The following is a 16,861-nucleotide window of genomic DNA, read 5'->3' as shown; positions in this document are numbered from 1 at the left end:
TTCCCGAATCTATTAATTATGAAAAATGATATAGTACAATATCTGAAGATATATCTTTATTTTCACTGTCAAAAGTTTGGAAAAAAGTATCGATAACTGATTTCAGATCTTCACTGAGTATTTGTTTATACCCGCAATTTAAATATGCTTTCAGCGCGTTTTTTTCAGGCGTTGCGGAAAGAGTCCTGATTTTTAAATTATCTTTCGTTATTATCCCGTGAAGCAGTTTTATTACTTTTTCCTGAGTCATATCATCTGCAGGCGTTTGATACTGTATTGAAACGCCATATACCGGCTTTTTGCACTGTTTATTCAACTTCCGTAATATAGAGTCTTTCCACAAGGTGATTTCTCCGCAGGGAGTTTTATTGATAAGGATTATAAAAACTATTTTGTTTTTTAAATCGTTTTTAACGAGACGCTCAAATTCTTCCTGAGATAAGGTATATGCATAATTATCTTTGTAATAACTTTTTTGCCAGTCCAGATAAAAAAAAGATAAATCATCATTTTTTAAAGATCTGATTTCAATTCTATTATCATCCGATTTAGCATAATGTTTTTTTTCTTTTACAGTAATCATGCCTGAACCTTCCGTCCGGTTTTAATCAAATAAAATTACTATAGTTATTTTCTTTTCCAATAAATTCGAGATATAATGAAATCATTCCCCTGTGATGGGTTTGATGCTGTGATACATGCATTAAGCCGGTCGCCGGAGTATAGTTAAATTCCATCCCATCGAATTTTTCCGACATTTTTATATTAAAGTCATTTTCAGATAATTCATTTACGAAATTTATTATCATTTCGTCATATATCTTTCTTTCGGAAAGATAATCGTTAATACTTCTAAAAGTTAATGGAGGATATTCCGGATTTAATCTGCTGTCATTAAGACTCTTGGATTTATCCAGTGTTCTGAATTTCCTCAGCCATTTGTGGTCCTGACTCAATATATGCGAACACATTTCATGTATTGATTTATAATATGCGGGAAATTCCTTGTTCCATTCTTCATCGGAAAGAGTTTCTATTATTGCATTCATCTGCGAATTCGCTTCTTTATTATATTTTGCCAGTAATTCAAAAAAGTTTTGTCCACAATCTTACCTCAGCAGAATTACCATAATTTCGCATTTCATTTATCAATCCGTTCCGATGATTCCAACTGAAATGCCTCATACATTAGTATACATGAATTTCAGAAAAAAGCATTAAAAATGATAGGAAAACAGTCAAATCGGATGAATCCGGCAGGTAAATTCCGGAAAACAAATGGTTGTCAAAATATGGCTAAAAAGTTTGATTATGCTGTTTTATGTGATATACTGAACAATAGTACTGGCGTCAGAAGTTTTCTGCGACCAATTGTTTGTGAAATAATTTCCTTCAATACTAAGGGATTTATATACTGACTTTCAATAGGCAAGGGTAAGGAGGCCTGTAATGAAAAAGTGGTGTTTGTTTCTTGTTTTCTGCGGATGTATTTTTTCCTCATGTATTATCGATGGTGATTTTACGGGAGATATTGAAAGTATCAGCGGAACAGTAATAGATATAACCATTTCAGGTTCAGGATACTGGAATGGTCTCGACGGAGCCAGGATCAAATTAACCAATCTGAAAAGCGGGAGAACACATTCCGCCACTGTTGATAGCTATGGCGAGTATAAATTCTATATACTTCCATCCGGCAATTACCTTATCGAAGGTTCCCTGGCCGGTTATTCCTTTGTTCCGCAGTATATAACAGTTGCCTATGATGACGCGGCACTGCCGGCCATGATGGCTTTTCCGTATGATGCAAATGATATTTACGTTATCGTAAACTGGACAAACCGGAATTTTGATATCAACGCGTATATGGTCCGGGATGAAACCAATGACGGCAACCATGCAAACGGAGATAAGGTAGCGGGCGTCGGTTACACTGACCCCAACGGAAAAATTTCGTATTTGTACAATGCACAACCCAATAATTACGGTAAACCGCTGGTTGAGACCATAAAAATTACAGGAAAGACAGGCAGTAATTATGAAGAGCTCCGTTACTATCTCCATTTAAATACCCCCTTGGGGGATTCGCTGACCGGCAGCAGTACCGGTAATCCTGCGGGAGCAACCGTCTATGTAATGCAGGGATATAGTATATACGGCACATTTCCTCTGGCCCATGGAACCGACGAAAGGGTTCTGTCCGTGGTTACTTTTATGAGAACGTCCATTGGAGACGACTGGCGGGCCGGCTCAAGCGGAGGAGGATGGATCAACGGTGATACTTCTGAAATTAATCAGATCAGGTCCCTCCGGAATTCGGAATTTGTAACGATAAAGCAGAAGGAATAGGTTTATCACGGGAGTGTTCCATGCCCGGGGTTGGGCGATTAATATACCGGATTTATTTCTCAAGGAGATATAGTTTATTATGAAGAAATGTTTTTTTATTGTTTCCATTTTGCTTTCTTTTTCATTTATTGCCATGGCCCAGTCAACAATATCGCAGCCGGGTACCGGCGGCGGCACAACTTCCTATACTCTGACTATCAAGTCCACTCCCTCAAATGCGGTGGTATATGTTGACGGAAACAAAGTTTCAGGAAACAGCGTAAGTGTGACTCCGGGAACTCATGCCATTACGGCCCAGGCCTCCGGGTACACCGATTTTTCCGCGTCTGTGAATGTCCGGCAGAACATGACCTATTCAATTGTTATGACGGCTGCACCAGCCGCTGTAAGCCAGTATACATTGACGCTCCGGGTTTCCCCTTCAAATGCCACTGTATATGTGGACGGAAACAGGATATCCGGCAACAGCGTAAAAGTTGCCGCTGGGGCCCATATTATCACAGCGCGGGCCTCCGGCTATAACGATTTTTCCGCATCGGTGAATGTTCAGCGGAATATGACCTATTCAATTGTTATGACGGCTGCGGCGACAGCTGTAAGCCAGTATACACTGAATCTCCAGATTTCTCCTTCAAATGCCGCCGTCTATGTGGACGGAAGCAGGGTATCCGGAACCAGTATCCGGTTGGCAAGGGGACAGCATGTTATTACCGCCAATGCCCAGGGGTATGCGGATTATTCGGCGACAATAAATCTTCAGCAGAATATGACGGTACCCGTTTCCATGGTCCCCCTGAGTTACCGGCTGACAGTGACCGCAAATGTCTCCAGTGCTTTAATTTATGTGGATGGAACAAGAATCTCGGGAAATACCGTCACCGTGAGTTCAGGAATTCATACTATCCGGGTTGAGGCAGCTGGTTATCAGGATTATACAACCCAGGTTGAAGTAACCGGAAATACAACAGTCCCGGTCATTTTATCGGCGGCCCTTCATTCAATTACAGTGAACGCTTCAAATTTCCGCGGCGCCCAGGTCCAGATTGACGGCAGACAGGTCGGCGTAACTCCATACACTTCGTCCTTTTCTCCGGGAACATATACCGTTTCCATTACAGCGCCGGGCTATGAAACATATTCTGAACGGATCACTGTTAATGGTTCCTCCAGACTGGAAGTTTTTTTACAGCAGACAGGATATTCGACAATTTCTTTTATCCTTCCCGAGGGGATTGCGGTAGGGCAGGGGAACACAAGTTCAAGAGACCGGGTAGATATTTATGTTGACGGAGTACAGCAGACGTCCGGCAGCTTCCAGATACAATCAGGAACGCATACCATCCGTCTCCTTTCAGGAAATTTTACCATTGATCAGACCATCGAGGTTCAGTCCGGGAAAAGCTACATAATTCAGCCTATGCTTCAGGTTATTGTCCAATAAAAGGATGAAAAGTTAAAAACCCGGCTGTTTTCATGCGGCCAGGTTTTTTTGTCCCCAGAATATATCTTTAACTCTGAATCCTGTTTTTTTGCTGAAAAGCAGAACTTGGGCATTATTTAAACTCTCTCTGGTGTACAATTTTACAGGTTTTTCCCGGTATACAGCTTTCCTGCTTTGTAAAGCTCCTGGCAATACCGGCGGGCGGCTGATTTTGTCTTGCAGCCGGTAGCAAGACCGGGCGTTCGCTGTCCCGCGGGGTCGTATGTGCGATAATAATAATAAGTTCCAGATTTTAAGTGCCTGGGATAAATAGTGAATAGCTCTTTTTCTCGCGCCACAGTAACCTTCTTTAAAAGAATATTGGCTACGTTTTGGCTACGTGCTTCGTTTCGTTTTTCTTAATTCTTTATATTATAAAGAATTAACTTGCTGAAAATCATGGGCAATACTGGAATCGAACCAGTGACCCCAAGCGTGTCATGCTTGTACTCTAACCAACTGAGCTAATTGCCCGAATAATTTCAACAAATTTTATGCCATAATAATGGCTTTTTTTGTTTGCGTCAAGGTACAATTTGATTATAATGTAATTATACACTTATATGTAAATATCTTAGAAAAGGAGAAACTTATGAGAAGTGAGCCTATTTTTTGCCGCTGCAAACACTGCGGGAATATTGTAGGAGTTATTCAGGATTCGGGAGTTAAAATGGTTTGCTGCGGGGAGGAAATGGAAATTCTCAAAGCAAATACAACTGACGGAGCAAAGGAAAAACATGTTCCTGTTATTTCCGTTTCAGGAACTACTGTCACAGTAAAAGTAGGATCCGAGCCTCATCCCATGGTTCCGGAGCATTATATTCAATGGATATATCTTGAAACAGAAAAAGGCGGCCAGCGGCATATTCTGAACCCCGGTGATAAACCGGAGGCAATTTTTGCAGTAATGCCTGACGATACACCTTTGGCAGCCTATGAATACTGCAATCTTCATGGACTGTGGAAGGCCGATCTGTAATTTACTATAGGTTGTCCGGCAGTTATACATTATTAATTGTGCTGCCGGATAGTTTTATCATTCTTTTCTTTTTGAAAACCTTTCTACTTGACTTTTTGAGGAAGGTTTGTTACTGTTTTAAACGTTGAAAATGCGGCGATGGTGGAAGTGGTAGACACGCCAGCTTGAGGTGCTGGTGCCGCGAGGTATGCTGGTTCAAGTCCAGTTCGCCGCAGAAAAGTATCGGAGTTTTAACCTGGAAGAACTATCCTAAAGTCTTATTCGGTAAGATTTTAGGATTTTTTTTGCCTGAAATCATCGTTTTTTCATCCTTAACTATAACAGTGTGAGACCCAATTGTGAGATTTTTGGTGTTGAACAAGGATGAAATGATGAATGAAACAAGAGAAAATGTAACAAGACGCCCCTTTTCGTTTCATAAAAGAGGAAATGGCTATCTGTATGTTCAATTTTGGGACGCTGAAAATCAAAAATACACAACGGCCCGTTCAACAGGCTGTACTTTAAGAAAAGAAGCTGAAATCAAATGTTATTCATGGTTACGTGAATACGGCGGCTTACCTCCCATAACAAAACAGCCCAAAAACAATACTGTTTCCAATTCAGCAATTATAAAATCCATCAGAGAGTATTTAATCACCAATGGTATAATAAATAAAGATGAGGATATTTCAATCGAAACCCTGATGAATTATCTGTCATTAACCTTGAATGGAATTTCACTTACAAAGACTAATCCGTTTTTTGTTGAATATTTACTGGAATTCTGGGACTGGGAAAAAAGTGCCTATATTATTGACAGACTCGAATCAGGATTCTCAATAGGAAAGAGTTATGTCAAGGATAACCTCAGTAAAATAAAAAACTATGCAGTTCCTTTTTTCAATGAAAATCTTCGTATTCAGGATATAACGACTGATTTAATCGAGAAATTTAAGAAGCAATTACCCAGAGGCCAGATAACTAATAAGACCATTAATTCCATTCTCCTGGCAGTGAAAAAGCCTTTAGATGAAGCGAAAAGATTAAATTATATCTCCATTAACCCTGCCGATTCCGTAAAATTACTTGCAAATCAAAGCAAGGAGAAAGGGATTTTAACAACTGAGGAAGTTAGAAGATTATTCTCCTTTGAATGGCAGGATAAAAAATCAATGATTGCCAATATGCTAGCCTGTTCAACAGGTCTAAGGGCTGGTGAAATTGGGGCCTTAAGAATTCAGGATCTGGATACTGAAAAAAATATTGTAAATGTCTCTAATTCTTTTGAACGGAAAGAAAAGAAGCTAAAAAATCCGAAAAACGGGAAAACGAGAAAAATTGTTGTTGGTCCTGAGCTTATGCAAAAATTAGTAGCATTATATAAAGAAAATCCTTATGAAAACGGTGAATTTATTTTCTGGGGTTTGAAAGAAAATAGCCCAATGTATATTGGTTTATTCGCAAGAAGCTTACAGAAAAACCTCAGCAAAATAGGTATTTCAGTTGAAAAACAGAAAGAGAGAAATATAACATTTCATTCACACCGTCATTTTTGTAATACCTTGTTACGAAAACACATAACAGATAATACAGTGCGTAAATTTATAGGGCATTCTTCACAAGAAATGACTAACCATTATGATCATATAACTGAAGATGAGATTACCTTAATAAATGAAATCGTTACTGATAATATACTCCCTCTCTTTTCACCAGGAGAAAGGACTGCATGAACTTTTTACATATGGTGATTAACTATTATTAAGGAGAAGATGCTATGACAACGGAAAACGAGAAGGAAACAGCTTTACCCCGGAAGGAAGAAGTTGATATGGTCGCTTCCATAAACAAAATAACAGCCTTGTCAGTTCTTCTGAAAAACTTCGAGCCTGATTCTGACTCAAATCTCTGGGCTGTGTATAATGGCATCTCTCATATCCTTGATGAGATAGGTACTGAATGTTTTAAGTTCTTTGAAAATGTCTCCGAAGGGTCTAAATAAGGTGATAATTTGCCTTTTAACTATAATAAGAGGGACAGGGAAAATAACAGGTTAGGATGAAGTTTATCAACCCTGTCTCATCATATCATATATCATATATCATATATTGCATAACTATATTATTATAATATGATATAGAAAAAAGAATAATCATTCAGATAAATTCTCTTATTCCCTCCTTATTATCATCTTATATTCTGGAAAAATAGGAAAATTCAGTAATTCTAATTGATTTTTCTTCACAATTTCTCTCTGACTTACTATTTTTTCTCCTCATAAAGAAAAAAGAAAGGGTAGTTCAGAATTTTAGAGAAAAGAAACTATAAGAATGGATAGAAAAAAAGTTAAAATACCCCCTACTTTTTCTTATAGTTAAAAACATTATCAAATATATCATTGCAATAATTTGGATTATTCTTAAGTTCAGTGAGAAGATTTTGGGCTGATAGCACTTTTCCAAATGCATAATTCCTTTTAATTACCTCATATGTAAACCGTAATTCTAATTTACCAATATCAGGATTATTATATCTGTTATCTTTGATAGTGGTTTTTCACTATCAAAAGAATCTTTGTCAAATGGTCTATAGGCTACTAATGTTAATCCACTATATTTTCTTGAATGAAGATTGAAATATAATGTTTTTCCATGAATACTTTCTTTCGTAACCTCGGTAAAGGGTTGCTTCGTATCAGTTAATTGTGTCTTACTTTTAATTCCCTTTTCACAAATATGTTGAAATTCAGGACCTGATATTTTTTCAAGTTTACAGATATCAATCTTATGTAACATAATATCGTCTGCAGTAATTTGATAATTAAAAAAATTATAGATATAATTAAGAAGAAACTCTATCGCTTGTTTATTTGTATAGCTGTTTTTTCTTAGTAAATTAACATCAGCCAGTGTGAAAAAGTATGTTTTCTGTGTGAATCTAGTTTCTATAGCGATTCCTTCAGGGAGATTATCAATTTTAGTTTTTACATAACGAGATTTATAAACATTTGGCTTAATGTATATAAAAAATGGCATTTTTTCTATCGGTACTTTCAATGTCAATGAGTCGATTGATAAGGTTGAAAATTTCTGTTCAGTAAAATTTTTATTATGCCGGATTTCTTTAAGTTTCTTATATTCTTTTGAAACTCTTTTCTGCTTATTTATTACCTGTATATTCTCTTCTCCAAAATATTCACCTGTATTAAAATAGGGACATGAAGTTGATAAATACAGATTTTCTTTACATCTTATTAAACCGGTATATAAAACTTTGGCTTCTTCAAAAGAAAGATTATTATTAACTCCGATAATGAAAACAGTAGCCGCTTCTTTTCCTATATAGGAGTGAATACTTTTGACAATAAGCCAGTCATAATTATTCTTTTCTTTCCATTCCTTATATGGGCCATATAAACAGTTATTACGTCCAAGAATAGTGATTGATTCATTTTGATATCGCTTATGTTGTATTATTACTTCCTTTGTTACATGAGCAAATTCATCTTTCGTGTTTGTAAAAAAGTGAAAAGAAAATTTTGTATTCATTTCAGTATTGTTGCAGGAATAACAATAAGCGGGATCAGCTCCTAATTTATTAACAGCAAAATGATTTATCAGCCTTTGTATTGATGCAGAAGATCTATAATTATTTGTTAGAATTATATGTTCATTAATACTATGCTGGAAATCATTTTCAATAGTCTCAAAATTACTGTTGGAAATGTCTTCATTTTTATAATTATATAATCCTTGGTAAGGATCTCCATACAGGTAAAGATTTGACTGATTTTTTGATACAATAAGCAGCAGGATTTTTTTTATATCAGAATAGAAATTCTGATATTCATCCACAAATATGCTTATTCCATCTGAAATACTCATGAACCTTTTTTTCTCATTTGAAAAATATGTAATAAATGTTTCTTCAAGCTTTCTAAATTCACTATTTGATAAGTTTTTCCGTCCTTCAGTGAAGTCTTCAGGAAGTGCATTTGCATATTGTAATTCCTGGAAAATAAATTGATGTATTGTTTTACACTCAACCAAGCTTCTTAGTTTCCTTGTATGCTCTTCAGCGGTCTCTCTGTTATAAGTAAAATAAATAAGGTTTGTATTTCCGTTATTTCTCTCTTCTTTGCATCGGTTTTCAATAGCTGTAGATTTTCCAGTTCCACCAAGACCTGTTGTTAGTATTAATTTATTGATTTTTGTAGTATATTTTGTTGTTTTTTTATTCATTATAATGTCTTGTGCTTTTTTATTTATTTTTTTCTATATCAGTATCAGTCAGGTCAAGCCATTGTATGATTGTGTCTCTTCTGAAACTTTTTCTGCCTCCTATACATCCCTCATTCACGCCACCGTTAGGCTGTAAATGTTTTTTATTATAAGAAGTGTTGATATTAAGGCCTTTTAAGTCACATGCTTCTTGTAATGTAAACCAGGCTTTTTTCGGAACGATGTCATCTACATTATTCATTATATATTCTCCTTTATATATATAGTTACAAGGAGAATTAGGGATATTATTCGGGATATTAATGATGCTTAATATTATTATTTTAAAATAATTCCTGTCTTTTTTTCTTTGAAACTATATATGTATATTATTTTGAATGTTAGTTATGCTAGTTTAAAATTAGTTGAATAGTCTATATCATTTTTTAAATCCTCTTTCTATTATTAATATACTCATTTTTTTTAAAAAATGTAGGATTTACGTGAAGATTTTTCGATGATATATTTATGTCAGTATTATTTCTTGAAGGATATACATTATGAATATAGTCAAAAAGTTCTCTGTAATCTATGTTTTTTTTTATGTTGTATTTTTTGCTTTTCTGAGGCTCTTTTAGCTGAAGACTTTTTGTCAGGAAGGTGGCATTTAAAATAGATGTTAATTCAGAATTTGAAGCTTTTATATATAAAATATATGCTACTGATGTTTTTTCACGAAAATTTAAACCTGATGAATTAGGGGCAGCTGTTTTTCATTTGACCGATTTATATTGGGAGTCTTTTGAGGTGCCGGAAACATAGATGACTAGTCAGTGTGAAACCCACGCAGCCTAATGTGAATCATCGTATACTGTTTGTTAAGTGTAGTAACATAACATATCACTATGTTGTTGTTGCGATATAAAGCGGATACCCAAATGTATATACTATATTATGAATATCATCTTTCAGTATGTTTCTTTTTTTATAAAAGATTTCATAAACTACATTATCTGATAATGTACATCCTATATTCTTAAAAAATGAAATAGGTTCTTGGGCAAAATTTATTTTTGAGTTTTTAGAAATTTGTTTTATATATTCTTCATTGCATTCAAAATAATTTTCCATAACAACTTTGAAAATGCTATACCCAGAACTTCCATTCATCCAAGATATATTTTCATTTATATTATCTGGCAGCAATACTAACGGAGATTTTGACCCATATTTAGAAAAACTACGATTTTCTGATATATATAAACATAGTTCAGACAAGTTATGTTTAGTTTTTATTTTTGCTTTTTCAAATGTCACCTTTATAAAACATTGTTTTTCTAAACAATAATAATCATTATGATCAAAATGACAGCCATATTCCTTCAAACATCCTTTTTTTTCTAAGTAACTATATATTTTTATTATTTTTTTATGATAATCCGCTTGTATTGTTTCTTTTTTTATAGATACAGAAAATACTTTTAGAAAAAAGCCTATATTATATTCTAATCGATTATTTTGTTTTACCTGTGAATAAATATTGTCTATCAGCCTTTTATTTAAATACAGGTAATCTTTTACATTTTTATTAATCATCAGCTCAACTTCTCCTAATTATATATAATATTTCGTCTGATATCCTAGGTGAGTCCTACATCTTGTATTCATATTATATTAAAATTTCCTTAAGTTTATTCTTTAGATATTGTTTATCGGTAATATCATTTACAATATGCATTTTCGCATGGCAATTTGGACATAGTGCTGTTGTATTATTGATCGTATCACTACCACCTTCTGACAACCAATCAATATGATGGGTTTCAAGATAAGGTTCCCCATCCTTTTTATTAAAGGGAGCTTTTTCTCCACATAATTGACAAATCCCTTTAGCTATACGCTTTGCATATTCAGCTACAGCAATATCTCTTTCATATTGTTTAGTTTCTATGTGTCGAATTCCAGGAGTCAGATTTCCACGCTTTGCTATTCCGAAAAGCGTATTATCATCTAATTTCTTTATTTGCTTTTCTCTATTACGAAGATTTTTTTCAAAAATACTTTCTTCCAATAAGGGACTTTTGTTATCATTAAGTTTAACTGGAAAAATACATACTGTATGAACTCTATTATCTCTATCTGGTTGTTTTTCAAGGAAAGGAGGTTTTGCCAATACAACTTTACCTATAAAAATATATTCTTTTTCTATAAATACTTCAAACAAATAAACAGTTATTCCATTTGAATCAGAATTAAATAAAGTCTTATTTTGCATGAAATCAAAATTTTGATCACCTACAGTTCCCATTCCTGTGTAATAAAGAATATCACCTACCCATCTATCATTATATATTGAATTTATATGGCTAGAAACAATAACTAATGAGTTTGTTTTTTTTGATTTCCTCATTCCACCTTGTGGGCTACAATGAAAAATAGAAACCAACTTATTGTTACTTATAATTGTTCCTGGGATCAAATCAATCATTTTATTTGTAAACCTCGATATTTTTTTTTGCTATTGGGATATCAGCTGGAGCTAAATTATAATTTAACAATTCATCTATTTTAACCCACCTAAAATCTTCATGAACTTTTAAAATAATCCTTTCATCCAATAAATCAGTAAGTACCGCAATCAACTTTATTAATCCTGGTTCGTAATCATAAATACTTTCACAGAATATTTTCTTTGCCTTGCATTTTACAATAAATTCTTCAAATATTTCCCTTTTTGTGCATTCAAATATATCTTCATTTCCTTCTTGTTTTCCACCAGGAAATTCCCAATACCCTGATAGGTTTTCATTCTTCCCTCGTTGTGCAATCAACACAAAACAGTCTTTAATAAATATAGCCGCTGATATAATTTTCATTTCTTATTTGTTCCATAAACAGAGGTAGATAGTTATTATACCTAACATATTATAAACCCAGTTTTTATAAATGTATACAACTAAAATATTGGAACTAATAGCATATATTAGATTCCAATATTTCCCATTTGTTTTTGTTAAAAAAAAGACTGTTGATGAAACTGATTTATGTAATATTATAGATAATACTTTTAAACACCTTATTCAGTCTCTTAATCTTTTCTTCATTACCTGAAAAACCCTCATGAAGATAAAGCCCTTTATTGATTTCAAACATTATTGAACTAACATCCCTATTCTTTCGATAAAATTTCATAGGAATTATAGAGCCTGAATAGGGATAGTTTATTTCTACTGAAAATCCCGCATCTTCATAGGAATTCCGAACACTGTCAAGAAGGTAATCGGGTGTATGAAAGGTATCGATACCAATACAAATATCAGGTCTTTCACGCAAGGAAATATCTTTCTTTTTCATGTTTTCCAGTTCAAAGGGTAAGGGAGTATTATTAAAAGAGTGACAGTCAAAAATTATACAGAATCCTGCCTTATTAAGTTTTTGCTGAACAAGTTCTGTGAACTTAGTATGATATGAAGTGTATAGTTGGTATACGCTTTTTTTCTCTTCATCGGTAACTGTTCTACATATTTTGCCATCTACTGTTTTTTTGTATAGATAATTCCCCTGCCATATGAATCCATTTCATCAACAGGGTAAAAGCGTTCAACATCCATACACAGTCTTGATATTCCGGAACAAAGAGTTGTCAATTCAGAGGCAAAGATTTTATCTGTATGCCAGTCGGTTGATAAGTTGATTTCATTTTCAAGTAAATCCTTATCATAGCTTTCCTTGCCAAAGGGAAAAGTGTTTCCCGAATGAGGAATGTGAACTATAACAGCTTCCCGTAAATCTTTCGAAAAAGGATGTGTTTCAAGCATTTACAGTTTTCCTTATATCTTTTTTCAAAATATAATAGATTATTATCTTCATTATTTTCGAAAAGCATTAATGATCTGGACCGCATAAACTTTATCGGCAAATTTTGTTAGTATACCATTTGCTTTAGGCTCTTTATTACTGAATAGTGATACGGTTTCCAGAAAAACAACATTATAGTCCATTCGGAGAAAATTATACTTGATGATTACTGTACCCATTTCTTTGCTTTCAACAATAAAAGTAATAATAAATTTATGGTTATTTATTATAATATCTTCATACTTACAATAACCTTCTTCTAAGGTTTTCAATTCATCCGCAAAAAATAATTCATAAACTGTTATTTTCCCGTCAAAAATACCTGGACTGAATTGTACAAAAGACTCCATGAACCTGTCTTTTTCAGACATCTCTTCAAATTTTCTCTTTTTTTCTTTCTCTTTTTCATATGGCGGTATAGTATTTACATTTTGCAGAAAATCAGTAATGCAATTAGGCGATTGGGCATTACTGATATGTAAGCTTTCTTCATAAATAAATTCTATCTTTATTTCCTCTGAATGTGTAATCTCATTGGGCGATTTTATTGTTTTTAGAAAAACCAAAGTAAAAACTTGACGTGAAGCTTCTTTAGAATTCGCTTTTTTTTCATAAAATGTATATTCAAAATCTTTATATATGTATTCAATAATCTCATCATGAATGTCATTGGTATTCGAAGAATAGTTAAAAAAGATTAGAGACCTGTTAAAATAAAAATCATCTATGGTGACAGGGAATTCTATTTCTTCGAATTCAGTATCATAAAAAATATTTATTCGCGGACTGCCCCTGAAGATTATTGTACTACTTTTTACCATTTCAAGTGTGAGTGGTTCAGGCGGTGGTTCCGGGGCGTGTGTCGGTATAGTTTCTTCATTTTGTATTTGCTTTTGCGGTTGTGTTGTTATACAACCTGAACTGAATATGCAAATTAGTATAAGTAATATATGTATTTTTATAAACCATAAGGGTAGCTTTTTCATTTTTTCCTCCAATAAGTTTATTATACTCTTTATATGAACAACTCTTTTTCATAAGACAGACTTTTTATGAAATCTGAATAGTTTTCTATTGCATCATTTCTCATTTTTTATATTAGAGAATGTGTTCGGATCGGAACCAATAAGAATAGCTTCGAGTTGGCCAATGAGATTTTTATCGGATACCTCATAACAGGTCATATAGTTCACAATTTCTCCAAGTACAATAGATTGCCTTTTCTGGTTTCCTAATACAAGTTTTACCTCTTTAGTTCTCAACCTTTGAGTAATCTCGATATATAAATCCTGTTTCTCCGTTTTACCTACATAAACCAGTCGGCAGGATGAATCGTACAAAAGATAAATACCAATTTTTCCAGATAGATTCTCTTTGATTTTTTTCAACTCTGAACCATCTTTCTGTTTATCAATTCTCCAGACTGTCTTCTCAGCTTTTTCTGGATATATTCTTTCAAGATTATAAATAGTTTGAATTACATTTTGAATCGAGGTTTTACTTTTTTCTGCGTAATATCCGTCAATTTTTTTGATGATATCATTTAGTTTGCTTTGTTGAGGTTTGGTTGTACCATTTCTCCAGTTTTGTTCTGTGAGCTGATTGAGTCCGGTGGCCTTAAAGTAGTCATCTGCAAATAGTAGTTTTAATGAATCAAGAAACATATTCATTATTTCTTTTCGTGTATCTGCGATAATTTGTTCGGTATCTTTTTTCTGTAACTCTCTACAAGACCTTCGATAGAACGTTTAGTCAGTGTCGGGGAAAGTTTCTTTTGAAGATCATCAATAAAAAACTCTTTGTATTTTTGAGGAGATATGCTAAGGAATTTAGCCTGGTCAATATAGGATTTTAACCCTTCGGCTTCCAGTAAAGTTATTACAACCTGTTTAAACTCAGAATCGGACATAGAGGTTCCTCCTTAATGAAAATCGGGTATAAGCGTGAAGACGTTATAATAGAGAAGCAACTAATTTTAGTAACCACACAATTTGCCCGTTTTATTTTTCGTGTTTCCCATGCGGACTCTTGATACAGGAGCCTGATGACTTTGAGCCGCAATAAATACATTTATTGTTACCGTGCCCATGTTGATGGTTCCCATGAGGACTTTTTACACACGACCCATAAGAACTAGAACCGCAGAACACGCAATGTCTTTCATCACCGATATGTTCATGTTTCTTATGAGGACTCTTAGTACATGTTCCATACGATGATGAACCGCAATACTTACATTTGTCTGGCATTTAATGCCTCCTTCATATTGATTTTATACGTCATTTTTCAACACGTTCCTTCCTGATCAGATTCGTCACACGGAAAATTATGTTTTCTTTCATCAACTTTCTTCTGTGCCTGCATACCGGCAATAAATGTCGAAATTAATATGATTTCATCTTCAGAAGAAATAATAACTATTTTTATTATTTCCTTTTTAAGGTTTTTGTTTTTCATATTGAATAACTCCTTTTAAGAAAGTGATATACTACATTTTATAATCGGATTCTTCTTGTGTCAAGATAAAAGTTGACCATCTACATTTTTTATTGTATTCTTAGTTGTTAATAGTTAAAATAAATTTAGAAATTTGATTTCTTGGTTTCAGGAAGGAAAAATGGCTTTATCAGACAGAATAAGAACGATTATTCAGGAAACTGGATTAAGCCAGAAAGATTTTGCCCAAAGTCTGAATGTAACTGGCAGTTATATATCGAAACTACTCAGAAATGAATCTGGGGTATCAAACACAACCGCCATGCTTATTGAGAAACTCTATGGATATTCAAGTGAATGGATTATGGACGGGAAAGGGGCTTGCAAGCGTTTTCCTGCCGATAGTGAGAAGCGAACTTCTCTTCAAAAAAAAATAATTAGTAATGTTGAACAAATGGAGCCTTTGGAGTTAGAGTTTCTTTATAGTTTTATTACTTCCTTGAAAACATATATTGAAAAAAAAGGTGATATATAATTAGTGGAAGGTTACTTTTATATTTAATGATGATTATGTATAATTTAATAAAGAAAGGCCAAGGTATTTATAGCCAACAAAATGCAACATACCCGGTTAATGTTACGCCTTCGTCGATTTTTTTGTGACATGGGTTTGTTTCTCGTTTATTGGAATAAAAAACAATATAACCATTCATCCTCGAAAGAACTGGCTTTACTAAGAAAAAAAGATGGACCAGGAAGTTTCTATCTGTGGTTTTCTTTTATTCAAAATGCCAAACTGACTATGTTGAATCCTGAATATTATCTTTATTGTATTTTTGAACAGTCGTCCTATTGGCAGAATGGGAATGATTAGGATAATATTTCCATGGGACATACTGTGTGAGCAAGAATCAATGCTTGCACTGCAAAAAAGTCTGAGGATGCATCTTCGATGGAAAAAATGAATAACTTTGACCGTAAAACATTTGCACTTATTCTTTCAAAACTCAAAGCTATCGGTCCTAAGTGCTGGACTTCTGAAAACAAGGATTTTGTTCTGTACAGACAGGCACTTTTACAAGAAGTGCAAAAAAAGGATGACGCTTCTTACAAAGCTGTTTCTTTTTTGTTTTCTGATGAATATCTAAGATCTACAAATCTTTCAACATTAAATCTTCTTTGTAATGCTTTCTCTTTTTGGGTTGAAACCTTTGTAAATACACATCAATACACAAAAGCAACAATTCAGCAGAACTCCAGAATTGGTAATACATATTTTGATGAGTATGAGCAGGTTTACAGAGAAACATATATTCAGCTTTATATTCAAAGCTTCCGGCAGTTGCTGGAAAAGATTGTTGAAGAAATAATTGAAGAAGGCGAATATAAAAAATAAATTCAAGCCGTAAGTAAAAAAGATTATTAATTGTTAAAAGTCAAAGAACCTGCTATACTGGACTATATGAATATCCATTTTTAATATCTTCAGATAAGAAAAAACATACTTGAACCAGCTGTCTTTCAGATTCAGGTATTTCGTTCTTTATACATTATTGG

21 protein-coding genes and 2 tRNA genes are annotated in these 16,861 nt (G+C 33.8%); 9 read left to right on the top strand and 14 right to left on the bottom strand.

Going from position 1 to position 16,861, the window contains the following annotated elements:
• Nucleotides 1–16 precede the first annotated feature (16 nt).
• Both K7I13_RS03040 and K7I13_RS03035 read right to left on the bottom strand, forming a co-directional pair.
• A complete protein-coding gene (locus tag K7I13_RS03040) occupies nucleotides 17–583 on the bottom strand; it encodes a hypothetical protein (RefSeq protein ID WP_255947841.1) in 567 nt (188 codons plus the stop codon).
• 25 nt (nucleotides 584–608) lie between these two features.
• On the bottom strand, nucleotides 609–1,049 hold the full coding sequence (locus K7I13_RS03035) for a DinB family protein (RefSeq protein ID WP_439647461.1): 441 nt from the start codon (nucleotides 1,047–1,049) through the stop codon (nucleotides 609–611).
• A gap of 400 nt (nucleotides 1,050–1,449) precedes the next feature.
• Between K7I13_RS03035 and K7I13_RS03030 the strand changes: the two genes are divergently transcribed.
• Nucleotides 1,450–2,349 (top strand): carboxypeptidase-like regulatory domain-containing protein, encoded by a 900-nt coding sequence (locus K7I13_RS03030; protein ID WP_255947840.1) that lies wholly within the window; start codon nucleotides 1,450–1,452, stop codon nucleotides 2,347–2,349.
• A 79-nt stretch (nucleotides 2,350–2,428) separates the two neighbouring features.
• Nucleotides 2,429–3,790: a PEGA domain-containing protein gene (locus tag K7I13_RS03025; protein WP_255947838.1), complete on the top strand. Its 1,362-nt coding sequence runs from the start codon at nucleotides 2,429–2,431 to the stop codon at nucleotides 3,788–3,790.
• Nucleotides 3,791–4,229: 439 nt separating this feature from the next.
• Here K7I13_RS03025 and K7I13_RS03020 read toward each other — a convergent pair.
• Nucleotides 4,230–4,303, bottom strand: a tRNA-Val gene (locus K7I13_RS03020).
• A gap of 118 nt (nucleotides 4,304–4,421) precedes the next feature.
• Here K7I13_RS03020 and K7I13_RS03015 point away from each other — a divergent pair.
• From K7I13_RS03015 to K7I13_RS03000, 4 genes are all read left to right on the top strand, one after another.
• A complete protein-coding gene (locus tag K7I13_RS03015) occupies nucleotides 4,422–4,808 on the top strand; it encodes a desulfoferrodoxin family protein (RefSeq protein WP_255947836.1) in 387 nt (128 codons plus the stop codon).
• Between the two features lie 132 nt (nucleotides 4,809–4,940).
• Nucleotides 4,941–5,022 (top strand) — tRNA-Leu (locus tag K7I13_RS03010).
• A 154-nt stretch (nucleotides 5,023–5,176) separates the two neighbouring features.
• Nucleotides 5,177–6,523, top strand: a complete 1,347-nt coding sequence (locus tag K7I13_RS03005; RefSeq protein WP_255947835.1) for a tyrosine-type recombinase/integrase — start codon at nucleotides 5,177–5,179, stop codon at nucleotides 6,521–6,523.
• Nucleotides 6,524–6,567: 44 nt separating this feature from the next.
• Nucleotides 6,568–6,792, top strand: coding sequence for a hypothetical protein (locus tag K7I13_RS03000; RefSeq protein WP_255947834.1), 225 nt, complete (start codon nucleotides 6,568–6,570; stop codon nucleotides 6,790–6,792).
• A gap of 502 nt (nucleotides 6,793–7,294) precedes the next feature.
• Here K7I13_RS03000 and K7I13_RS02995 read toward each other — a convergent pair.
• Together K7I13_RS02995 and K7I13_RS02990 are read right to left on the bottom strand one after the other, a co-directional pair.
• Nucleotides 7,295–9,031 carry an AAA family ATPase gene (locus K7I13_RS02995; protein ID WP_255947833.1) on the bottom strand — a complete coding sequence of 579 codons (1,737 nt, stop codon included), beginning with the start codon at nucleotides 9,029–9,031 and terminating at the stop codon, nucleotides 7,295–7,297.
• 19 nt (nucleotides 9,032–9,050) lie between these two features.
• Nucleotides 9,051–9,272, bottom strand: a complete 222-nt coding sequence (locus K7I13_RS02990; protein ID WP_255947832.1) for a hypothetical protein — start codon at nucleotides 9,270–9,272, stop codon at nucleotides 9,051–9,053.
• Nucleotides 9,273–9,670: 398 nt separating this feature from the next.
• Between K7I13_RS02990 and K7I13_RS02985 the strand changes: the two genes are divergently transcribed.
• The gene (locus K7I13_RS02985; RefSeq protein WP_255947831.1) at nucleotides 9,671–9,832 is read left to right on the top strand and encodes a hypothetical protein; all 162 of its coding nucleotides are present in this window, start codon (nucleotides 9,671–9,673) and stop codon (nucleotides 9,830–9,832) included.
• Between the two features lie 81 nt (nucleotides 9,833–9,913).
• Here K7I13_RS02985 and K7I13_RS02980 read toward each other — a convergent pair whose 3' ends face one another.
• From K7I13_RS02980 to K7I13_RS02940, 9 genes are all read right to left on the bottom strand, one after another.
• On the bottom strand, nucleotides 9,914–10,606 hold the full coding sequence (locus K7I13_RS02980; RefSeq protein WP_255947830.1) for a DUF7019 family protein: 693 nt from the start codon (nucleotides 10,604–10,606) through the stop codon (nucleotides 9,914–9,916).
• A 73-nt stretch (nucleotides 10,607–10,679) separates the two neighbouring features.
• Nucleotides 10,680–11,498 (bottom strand): HNH endonuclease, encoded by an 819-nt coding sequence (locus tag K7I13_RS02975; protein ID WP_255947829.1) that lies wholly within the window; start codon nucleotides 11,496–11,498, stop codon nucleotides 10,680–10,682.
• A 1-nt stretch (nucleotide 11,499) separates the two neighbouring features.
• Nucleotides 11,500–11,886: a (deoxy)nucleoside triphosphate pyrophosphohydrolase gene (locus tag K7I13_RS02970; RefSeq protein ID WP_255947828.1), complete on the bottom strand. Its 387-nt coding sequence runs from the start codon at nucleotides 11,884–11,886 to the stop codon at nucleotides 11,500–11,502.
• Nucleotides 11,887–12,052: 166 nt separating this feature from the next.
• Nucleotides 12,053–12,535, bottom strand: coding sequence for an N-formylglutamate amidohydrolase (locus tag K7I13_RS02965; RefSeq protein WP_255949199.1), 483 nt, complete (start codon nucleotides 12,533–12,535; stop codon nucleotides 12,053–12,055).
• 8 nt (nucleotides 12,536–12,543) lie between these two features.
• Complete coding sequence (locus K7I13_RS02960) at nucleotides 12,544–12,828, bottom strand: N-formylglutamate amidohydrolase (RefSeq protein ID WP_255947827.1); 285 nt, start codon at nucleotides 12,826–12,828, stop codon at nucleotides 12,544–12,546.
• 51 nt (nucleotides 12,829–12,879) lie between these two features.
• Nucleotides 12,880–13,854 carry a hypothetical protein gene (locus tag K7I13_RS02955; RefSeq protein ID WP_255947825.1) on the bottom strand — a complete coding sequence of 325 codons (975 nt, stop codon included), beginning with the start codon at nucleotides 13,852–13,854 and terminating at the stop codon, nucleotides 12,880–12,882.
• A gap of 93 nt (nucleotides 13,855–13,947) precedes the next feature.
• Nucleotides 13,948–14,532, bottom strand: a complete 585-nt coding sequence (locus K7I13_RS02950; protein ID WP_255947823.1) for a hypothetical protein — start codon at nucleotides 14,530–14,532, stop codon at nucleotides 13,948–13,950.
• Between the two features lie 5 nt (nucleotides 14,533–14,537).
• Nucleotides 14,538–14,777 carry a hypothetical protein gene (locus K7I13_RS02945; RefSeq protein ID WP_255947821.1) on the bottom strand — a complete coding sequence of 80 codons (240 nt, stop codon included), beginning with the start codon at nucleotides 14,775–14,777 and terminating at the stop codon, nucleotides 14,538–14,540.
• Between the two features lie 377 nt (nucleotides 14,778–15,154).
• Nucleotides 15,155–15,325: a hypothetical protein gene (locus K7I13_RS02940; protein WP_255947819.1), complete on the bottom strand. Its 171-nt coding sequence runs from the start codon at nucleotides 15,323–15,325 to the stop codon at nucleotides 15,155–15,157.
• Between the two features lie 160 nt (nucleotides 15,326–15,485).
• Between K7I13_RS02940 and K7I13_RS02935 the strand changes: the two genes are divergently transcribed.
• Entirely contained in the window at nucleotides 15,486–15,839 is a 354-nt protein-coding gene (locus tag K7I13_RS02935; RefSeq protein WP_255947817.1) for a helix-turn-helix domain-containing protein, read from the top strand.
• 417 nt (nucleotides 15,840–16,256) lie between these two features.
• Complete coding sequence (locus K7I13_RS02930; protein WP_255947815.1) at nucleotides 16,257–16,700, top strand: hypothetical protein; 444 nt, start codon at nucleotides 16,257–16,259, stop codon at nucleotides 16,698–16,700.
• Nucleotides 16,701–16,861 lie beyond the last annotated feature (161 nt).

Origin of the sequence: Brucepastera parasyntrophica (assembly GCF_022376835.1) — a bacterium.
GTDB lineage: Bacteria > Spirochaetota > Spirochaetia > Treponematales > Treponemataceae > Brucepastera > Brucepastera parasyntrophica.
The sequence above is the reverse complement of the archived record's forward strand: the minus strand, read 5'-3'. Positions and strand labels throughout refer to the sequence as shown.

What these genes read in the sequence shown, in the direction of transcription:
- K7I13_RS03040 (WP_255947841.1), bottom strand. Translation starts at nt 583, where the DNA reads ATGATTACTGTAAAAGAAAAAAAACATTATGCTAAATCGGATGATAAT.
- K7I13_RS03035 (WP_439647461.1), bottom strand. Translation starts at nt 1,049, where the DNA reads ATGAATGCAATAATAGAAACTCTTTCCGATGAAGAATGGAACAAGGAA.
- K7I13_RS03030 (WP_255947840.1), top strand. Translation starts at nt 1,450, where the DNA reads ATGAAAAAGTGGTGTTTGTTTCTTGTTTTCTGCGGATGTATTTTTTCC.
- K7I13_RS03025 (WP_255947838.1), top strand. Translation starts at nt 2,429, where the DNA reads ATGAAGAAATGTTTTTTTATTGTTTCCATTTTGCTTTCTTTTTCATTT.
- K7I13_RS03015 (WP_255947836.1), top strand. Translation starts at nt 4,422, where the DNA reads ATGAGAAGTGAGCCTATTTTTTGCCGCTGCAAACACTGCGGGAATATT.
- K7I13_RS03005 (WP_255947835.1), top strand. Translation starts at nt 5,177, where the DNA reads ATGATGAATGAAACAAGAGAAAATGTAACAAGACGCCCCTTTTCGTTT.
- K7I13_RS03000 (WP_255947834.1), top strand. Translation starts at nt 6,568, where the DNA reads ATGACAACGGAAAACGAGAAGGAAACAGCTTTACCCCGGAAGGAAGAA.
- K7I13_RS02995 (WP_255947833.1), bottom strand. Translation starts at nt 9,031, where the DNA reads ATGAATAAAAAAACAACAAAATATACTACAAAAATCAATAAATTAATA.
- K7I13_RS02990 (WP_255947832.1), bottom strand. Translation starts at nt 9,272, where the DNA reads ATGAATAATGTAGATGACATCGTTCCGAAAAAAGCCTGGTTTACATTA.
- K7I13_RS02980 (WP_255947830.1), bottom strand. Translation starts at nt 10,606, where the DNA reads ATGATTAATAAAAATGTAAAAGATTACCTGTATTTAAATAAAAGGCTG.
- K7I13_RS02975 (WP_255947829.1), bottom strand. Translation starts at nt 11,498, where the DNA reads ATGATTGATTTGATCCCAGGAACAATTATAAGTAACAATAAGTTGGTT.
- K7I13_RS02970 (WP_255947828.1), bottom strand. Translation starts at nt 11,886, where the DNA reads ATGAAAATTATATCAGCGGCTATATTTATTAAAGACTGTTTTGTGTTG.
- K7I13_RS02960 (WP_255947827.1), bottom strand. Translation starts at nt 12,828, where the DNA reads ATGCTTGAAACACATCCTTTTTCGAAAGATTTACGGGAAGCTGTTATA.
- K7I13_RS02955 (WP_255947825.1), bottom strand. Translation starts at nt 13,854, where the DNA reads ATGAAAAAGCTACCCTTATGGTTTATAAAAATACATATATTACTTATA.
- K7I13_RS02950 (WP_255947823.1), bottom strand. Translation starts at nt 14,532, where the DNA reads ATGTTTCTTGATTCATTAAAACTACTATTTGCAGATGACTACTTTAAG.
- K7I13_RS02945 (WP_255947821.1), bottom strand. Translation starts at nt 14,777, where the DNA reads ATGTCCGATTCTGAGTTTAAACAGGTTGTAATAACTTTACTGGAAGCC.
- K7I13_RS02940 (WP_255947819.1), bottom strand. Translation starts at nt 15,325, where the DNA reads ATGAAAAACAAAAACCTTAAAAAGGAAATAATAAAAATAGTTATTATT.
- K7I13_RS02935 (WP_255947817.1), top strand. Translation starts at nt 15,486, where the DNA reads ATGGCTTTATCAGACAGAATAAGAACGATTATTCAGGAAACTGGATTA.
- K7I13_RS02930 (WP_255947815.1), top strand. Translation starts at nt 16,257, where the DNA reads ATGGAAAAAATGAATAACTTTGACCGTAAAACATTTGCACTTATTCTT.